General features: G+C 73.4%; 6 protein-coding genes. 1 reads left to right on the forward strand and 5 read right to left on the reverse strand.

Annotated features, from left to right (window positions below; genetic code table 11):
• From fxsA to HET64_RS34635, 4 genes are all read right to left on the reverse strand, one after another.
• On the reverse strand, nt 1-592 hold a 592-nt coding region (gene fxsA / locus HET64_RS34620), incomplete at its 3' end, for an FxsA family membrane protein (RefSeq protein ID WP_215111212.1).
• A 113-nt stretch (nt 593-705) separates the two neighbouring features.
• The gene (locus HET64_RS34625) at nt 706-1,473 is read right to left on the reverse strand and encodes a polyprenol monophosphomannose synthase (RefSeq protein WP_215111213.1); all 768 of its coding nucleotides are present in this window, start codon (nt 1,471-1,473) and stop codon (nt 706-708) included.
• Between the two features lie 584 nt (nt 1,474-2,057).
• On the reverse strand, nt 2,058-3,704 hold the full coding sequence (locus HET64_RS34630; protein WP_215111214.1) for an amidohydrolase: 1,647 nt from the start codon (nt 3,702-3,704) through the stop codon (nt 2,058-2,060).
• Nucleotides 3,705-3,772: 68 nt separating this feature from the next.
• Entirely contained in the window at nt 3,773-4,213 is a 441-nt protein-coding gene (locus HET64_RS34635; protein WP_215111217.1) for an Lrp/AsnC family transcriptional regulator, read from the reverse strand.
• Between the two features lie 202 nt (nt 4,214-4,415).
• On the opposite strand from HET64_RS34635, the gene HET64_RS34640 reads away from it, so the two are divergent.
• Nucleotides 4,416-4,814 (forward strand): hypothetical protein, encoded by a 399-nt coding sequence (locus HET64_RS34640; RefSeq protein ID WP_215111215.1) that lies wholly within the window; start codon nt 4,416-4,418, stop codon nt 4,812-4,814.
• 423 nt (nt 4,815-5,237) lie between these two features.
• Here HET64_RS34640 and HET64_RS34645 read toward each other — a convergent pair whose 3' ends face one another.
• Entirely contained in the window at nt 5,238-6,410 is a 1,173-nt protein-coding gene (locus tag HET64_RS34645; RefSeq protein WP_215111216.1) for an acyl-CoA dehydrogenase family protein, read from the reverse strand.
• Between the last annotated feature and the right edge of the window lie 367 nt (nt 6,411-6,777).

Raw genomic sequence — 6,777 nt, forward strand, 5'->3', positions numbered from 1 at the left:
GGCGGGGGCCCCGGGGGTCGTCGTCGGGCCCGGAGGGCGCCTGGGAGCCGTCCTCGCGAATGACCTCGCCCTGGACGACCTTTCCGTCCGGCCGGCCCATCCTGGCCTGCTGGAACGCGTCCGAGAGCCCCCCGGGCGTCGCGGCCCGCATACGGCGCTCCAGCGAGCGCTCCGCGTACCGGCTGATCATGGTGCGTACCGGCGGCACCAGCAGGATCAGTCCGGCCGCGTCCGAGATCAGACCCGGGATCAGGAGCAGCAGCCCGCCCAGCATCAGCAGCCCGTTGCCCCGGGAGCCCTTGCCGCCCGCGGGTGCGGCCGGCGGCGTGGCCGGAGCGCCGGGCTGCCCCGGCATCTGCTGGAGGGTCTCGGTGAGGTTCTTGAAGGCGCGTCGGCCGGCGCTCTTGATGAGCACGGCGCCGAGCGCGGCCCCGGCCACCAGGATCAGCAGAAGGACAAGGCCGCCGGCGGCCGAGGCGACCAGGGTCAGGAGCCAGATCTCCAGGACCAGCCAGGCGGCCAGGGCCAGCGGCAGGAATCTACGGGCGCGCGAGCGCCGGGGACGGGTCGGGGGCGGAGTGCCGGTCGTCATGTCCCCAGTGTGCCTGTACGGGCGTGCAAGCGGCGTAAGGGGGTGATCATGAAGCCGGTCGAGGACACCCTCGTCCGCCGGTCCGGGGCTTCGGCGTTCGCCGGCCCGGGGCCTCAGAGGGTCTTGCGGCCCAGGACCTTGTTCGCGCGGGAGGTGATGCCCCAGCCGGTGACCCGCCACAGCGCCTCGACGAGGATGTCCCGGCTCATCTTGGAGTCGCCGATCTCCCGGTCGACGAAGGTGATGGGGACCTCGACCACGTGATAGCCCGCCTCGACCGCGCGGCGGGCGAGATCCACCTGGAAGCAGTAGCCCTGCGAGGCGACCTCGCCCAGTCCCAGGCCGTCGAGCGTCCCGGTGCGGAAGGCCCGGTAGCCGCCGGTGACGTCGCGGACGGAGAGACCGAGGGCCAGCCGGGAGTAGAGGCTGCCGCCGCGCGAGATCACCTCACGGCTCTTGGGCCAGTTGACCACGCGGCCGCCCGGCACCCAGCGGGATCCGAGGACCAGGTCGGCGCCCTTCAGCGCGGTGAGCAGCCGGGGCAGCTCCTCGGGCTGGTGGGAGCCGTCCGCGTCCATCTCGACGAGCACGCCGTAGCCGTGCTCCGATCCCCAGGCGAAGCCCGCGAGGTAGGCGGCGCCGAGCCCTTCCTTGCCCTTGCGGTGCAGGACGTGGACCTGGTCGTCGGCCGCGGCGATCTCGTCGGCCGCCTTGCCGGTGCCGTCGGGGCTGTTGTCGTCGGCCACCAGGATGTCGGCATCCGGGACGGCGGTGCGCACCCGGTCGACGATCGGCCCGATGTTCTCGACCTCGTTGTAGGTCGGAATGATCACCAGAACCCTGCCGAGCGGGCCGAACTGCCTCTGACCGCCGTCGTTCACTACTGCCCCTTAGAGTCCGTACACAGGGGGACACCATATCCAGCGCACCGCCGTCGGGCGCCGACGCGGTCGCGCGGGCGCCCGGCGCGGCGCGGACAGATCCGTGGAACTGCGGACAGAACACGGGCCCGGGACACGGCGACCCCTCCAGGAGAAGACGTGGGAGAAAGCGTCGGAACTTCGGATCGGGGCCCGGCGCCCTTCGGGCCGACCTGGGACCCGCTGGCTGCGGGTCGACCGAAAGCCGTTGTCTACTGAACGTCCGGGCCCCACCCGGGTCCCACCCACCGTCCGGCTGGAACCTTCCCTCGCCCCCGAGGCGCGGGCGCTGAACCTGGCTGTCGGCGGTGGTGGGCCGGTGCGGCACACCACCTCATGACCCAGCGGCGTTCGACGACTGCGTGGAGGTTTAACCGGACGGACGTCCTGTGGTGGACCCGGCCGAACCTACCGGCCCGTGGGCACTTTCTGTCAACACCCGTGCGACCTGCGACTTTTTCCGAAATCGCCTGGTCAGTGCGGAAGGGCCGCAGGTCGCGGACCGGCGATCGGGCCATCGATCGGCGGTACGAAATGTCCCGACGTCACTCGTTCGGTCGCACGTAGACAGTTTGTCCGAAGACCACGGTCCGCAGGCAGACGGGAAGGTCCGTCCCGGGGGTGAGATCCGGCAGGCCGGGCGTGCCGGAACGGGGGTCGGTGGACCATCGGGCGACCCGGTCGTCGGGGGCCTGGACCAGGAGTTCGGCGGTGCGCCAGACGGCGTAGTCGGCCGGGGCGCCGGGTACCAGGAGGCCCGCGTCGTCGCGGCCGACGGCCCGCCAGCCGCCGCGGGTGTGCGCGGTGAACCCGGCGCGGACCGAGATGCGGTGCTCCGGGGTGCGGTGGTGGGCGGCGGCCCGCACGGTGCCCCAGGGGTCCAGCGGGGTGACCGGGCTGTCGGAGCCGAACGCCAGCGGCACACCGGCCCGCAGCAGCGCCGCGTACGGGTTGAGGGTGGCGGCCCGCTCGGCGCCGAGGCGCTCGGCGTACATTCCCTCCGGGCCGCCCCAGGCGGCGTCGAAGGCGGGCTGGACGGAGGCGGTGAGGCCCAGTTCCGCGAAGGCGGCGATCGTCTCGGGGGTGAGCATCTCGGCGTGTTCGACGCGGTGACGGGCGGCCCGGATCCGGTCGAGGCCGAGCGTTTCCGCGGCGGTCCGGACCCCGTCCACCACGGCGGTGACCGCGGCGTCGCCGATGGCGTGGAAGCCCGCCTGGAGGCCCGCCTCGGTGCAGGCGGTGACATGGGCGGCGATCCGGGCGGCGTCCAGGTGGGCGGTTCCGGTGTGCGGGTCGTCCGCGTAGGGCCGGTGCAGGCAGGCGGTGTGCGAGCCGAGGGAACCGTCGACGAACAGGTCGCCGGCCGCGCCGATCGCGCCCAGCTCGCGGATGCGCCGGGCGTCCTTCTCGTCGGCGATCTCCTCGGCCCAGAGGCCGAGGACGCGCGGTCCGGGCCGCTCGGCGGCGAGGGCGAGCAGCGAGGTGAAGTCCTCCTCGTCGGAGATCTCCGGCCCCCCGCACTCGTGCACGCTGCCGATGCCGAGGGAGGCGGCGTGGTCGAGGGCGGCGCGCTGCGCGGCTCCCCGCTGGGCGGCCGGGAGCGCGCTGTGGGCGGCGGCCCGTACCGCGTGGTGGGCGTCGCCGGTGAGCGGCGCGTCGGGATGGTAGCCGGTCATCGCGGTGACGCCGGGGACGAGGTCGAGCAGGGCCGTCGTGACGACCGCGGAGTGCACGTCGATCCGCGGCAGGTACAGGGCCCGGCCGCCGGCCGCCTCGTCGAGCTCGGCGCGCGAGGGGTGACGCCGCTCGGGCCAGCGGGCGGCGTCCCAGCCGTGTCCGAGCAGGACGTCCCCGGCGGGGCGCCCGTTCGCGAACGCACGGACGAGCCCGAGGGCCTCGGACAGGGTGCGGGCGCCGGAGAGGTCGAGCCCCGTCAGGGCCAGGCCGGTGGCCGTGGTGTGCACATGGGCGTCGGTGAACGCCGGGGTGACCAGGGCGCCTTCGAGGTCGACCACCTCGTCCACGCCGCTCGCGAAGGCGTCGGCGGCCCCCTCGGATCCCACCCAGGCGACATGCCCGCGTTCGACGACCATCGCGGTGGCGAACGGGTCGGCGGGGCTGTGGACGTCTCCGCCGCGCAACAGCACGGTGCGGTGTTCGGGGGCGCTCTGGGGGGCGGTGCTCTGGCTCATGGGACCAGTCTCGCGCCTGTCGGCCGCCGCCCCGCCCCCGGCCCCCTGAGCGGCGGGCGGCCCGCCGCTCAGATACGCGGGGGCCGGGCCTCGTAGGGGGTGGACAGGACGACGGTGGTCCGGGTGGACACGCCGGCGAGCGTGCGGATCCGGGTGAGGAGGTGTTCCAGTTCCAGCGGGGTCGCCACGCGCACCTTGAGGATGTAGTTCTCGTCCCCGGCAACGCTGTGGCAGGCCTCCAGTTCGGGCACGCCGGCGAGCCGTTCGGCGATGTCGTCGGGTGCGCTCGGGTCGAACGGTTTCACCGAGATGAACGCGGTGATGGGCAGCCCGACGGCCTCGGGGTCGACGACCGCGGCGTAGCCGCGGATCACCCCGCGCTGCTCCAGTCGGCGGACGCGCTGATGAACCGCCGAAGTGGACAGGCCCGTGGCCTTGCCCAGGTCGGTGTAGCTCATCCGCCCGTCCTTGACGAGCAACTCAACGATCTGACGGTCCAGCTCCTCCATGTGGATCAACCTATGGCCCCGGGCGCCGCTCGGCACAGTCGCGCGGGTCACGGTTCGGCACCTGCGGGCCGCATGTGACGAATGCCACATGCTCGCGGGTCGGTAGCGGGCCGCCTCGCGGTTATCGGCGATGCGCGGCGGGAAGTGCTTGCTGTGGTCGAGGCCGTGGCGCCTTGTCGGCCCACCCGAGGGGGGAATTTCCATGCAGAGCCTGAAGCTCACCGAACGTACCGAACCGGAGCCTGTTGATCCGGACGACGACGGTAGCGCCGACGCGTACGACATGTTCGAGATGGTCCGGGTGATCTGCCCGGACTGCGCCCAGCCCATCGCGTTGCTGGCCGACGAGGACGTCCTGCCGGAGCACGCCCGGTGCCCCACGCCCTGGAACCCCTTCGTCCTCACCGTCTGCGCCGGCACCGGCCGCGGCGTGAGCGACGCCCGGCCCGCGGACGAGACGCTGGAGCTCCAGGAGCAGGAGGCGGGGCTGCTGTTGACGCTCCCCCAGGGACTCGACTGGCGGATGCAGCCCTTCTCGCACGCCGGGGGACCCGGCTCCCGTCCGCTGCGCGTGCCGAGGATGGGACGCGAGGCCGCCTGACCCGTACGCCCTGCCCAGCACCACGACGGCCCGGCCGCCGTGGTGCCCGAGGCACCGCGTCCGCCGGCCGTCGGCGGCCGGGTGCGGGCACCCGCGAACGGGCGCTCGAATCGGCGTGGCAGTGACCCCGGCCCGCCCCGCCGCGTTGGCCCCGTATGACCACGCTGCATTCAACAGTCGGTCCGGGTCGCCGCCGTCTCGCCGCGCCCGCCCCCGAAGAATCGGTTCCGCGGCCGGGAACGCCCACACAGCCGCTGCCCCGTTCCACGGGGACCTCGCCCCTGGGCGCTCCCGTGGACCCGCCGATCTACCGCGCGCTGCTCACGCAGTGGGAGAGCGACGGCCGCACCCTGCCGGGCCGCCGCGACCCGGAGTGGCACCGGGTCGCGGCGCTGCCCCCGTGGCCGGAGGCGCCGCTGCGGTTCAGCGCGTCTCGGGACCCGCGAGGTGGCGCGCGATGACCATGCGCTGGATCTGATTGGTGCCCTCCACGATCTGGAGCACCTTCGCCTCGCGCATCAGCCGTTCGACCGGGAAGTCGAGCGTGTAGCCGTAGCCGCCGAGCACCTGGACGGCGTCGGTGGTCACCCGCATGGCCGCGTCCGTGCAGAACAGCTTCGCCATGGCGGCCTGCCGGGAGAAGGGCTCCCCCGCGTCCCGCAGCCGCGCCGCCTCCAGATACAGCGCCCGGCCGGCCTCGATCTGGGTGGCCATGTCGGCGAGCATGAACCGCAGCCCCTGGAAGTCCGCGATGGGGCGGCCGAACTGCCGCCGGTCCGTGGCGTACCGGACGGCCTCGTCCAGGGCGGCCTGGGCGACCCCGACGGCACAGGCGGCGATACCGAGACGCCCCGAGTCGAGCGCGGACAGGGCGATGGCGAAGCCCTGGCCCTCCTCGCCGATGCGCCGGTCGTCGCCGACCCGTACGCCGTCGAAGTGGAGCTGGACCGTGGGCGAGCCCTTCATCCCCATCTTCTTCTCGGGGAGGGCGGCGTTCAGCCCCTCGGCGTCGCCGGGGACGAGGAAGGCCGTGATGCCGCGGGGGCCCTCGACGCCGGTGCGGGCGAGCACGGTGTAGAAGTCCGCGACGCCACCGTGGGTGATCCAGGCCTTGGTCCCGGTGATGACCCAGTCGTCCCCGTCCCGCACGGCCTTGGTGCGCAGGGAGGCGGCGTCGGAGCCGGAGGCGGGTTCGGAGAGGCAGTAGGCGCCCAGCAGGCCCCCGGAGAGCATCGCCGTCAGGTGCGTGGCGCGCTGCTCGCCGGTGCCGTATCCGGCCAGGGCGTGGCAGGCGAGGGAGTGGACGCTGACGCCGAGACCGACGGTGAGCCGGGCGGCGGCCAGTTCTTCCAGCACCTGGAGGTAGACCTCGTAGGGCTGGTCACCGCCACCGTGGGCCGAGTCGTACGGGAGTCCCAGGAGTCCGGCCTCGGACAGGAGGGTGAAGACCTCGCGGGGGAAGACACCCGCTTCCTCCTCCTCGGCCGCCCGGGGAGCGATCTCCTTCGACGCGATGTCGCGGACGAGCGCGACGAGCTGCCGGGACTCCTCGGTGGGCAGACGGCGTTCCACCGGCTGCGGGGCACGGTCGGACATGACGGCGCTCTCCTCCCTGTCGGGCGTTGCGGCGGTCACGCGCTCGGGGTGGGAGAGGCGCCGCCGGGTGATCTCCCGGAAGTGACCCGGGAAAAGCAGACTGCCCAGCCGATCCTGCCTTCCCGGGTCACGGGTGGCGCGGTGATCGGCTGTGGCGGGTCGAGTATGCCCGATCGAATGCCTCCCGTCACGGGGGCAACCGCGCAGGCCGGACGGCCCGGGACGGCCGCGAACCACCGGTGAATTGGTCCGAACCATTGACCCAACTGGTCTAGTCCTTCTACGGTTCCACCGAACGCCTATCGCGTCCATGTCAAACCGGGCGCTCTCGCCCGCAGTTCCACCCGCACCCCCCACGCACCAGCCC

It is taken from the genome of Streptomyces sp. McG3, assembly GCF_018619185.1.
Taxonomy (GTDB): Bacteria; Actinomycetota; Actinomycetes; order Streptomycetales; family Streptomycetaceae; genus Streptomyces.

What these genes read in the sequence shown, in the direction of transcription:
- HET64_RS34630 (WP_215111214.1), bottom strand. Translation starts at nt 3,704, where the DNA reads ATGAGCCAGAGCACCGCCCCCCAGAGCGCCCCCGAACACCGCACCGTG.
- HET64_RS34635 (WP_215111217.1), bottom strand. Translation starts at nt 4,213, where the DNA reads ATGGAGGAGCTGGACCGTCAGATCGTTGAGTTGCTCGTCAAGGACGGG.
- HET64_RS34640 (WP_215111215.1), top strand. Translation starts at nt 4,416, where the DNA reads ATGCAGAGCCTGAAGCTCACCGAACGTACCGAACCGGAGCCTGTTGAT.
- HET64_RS34645 (WP_215111216.1), bottom strand. Translation starts at nt 6,410, where the DNA reads ATGTCCGACCGTGCCCCGCAGCCGGTGGAACGCCGTCTGCCCACCGAG.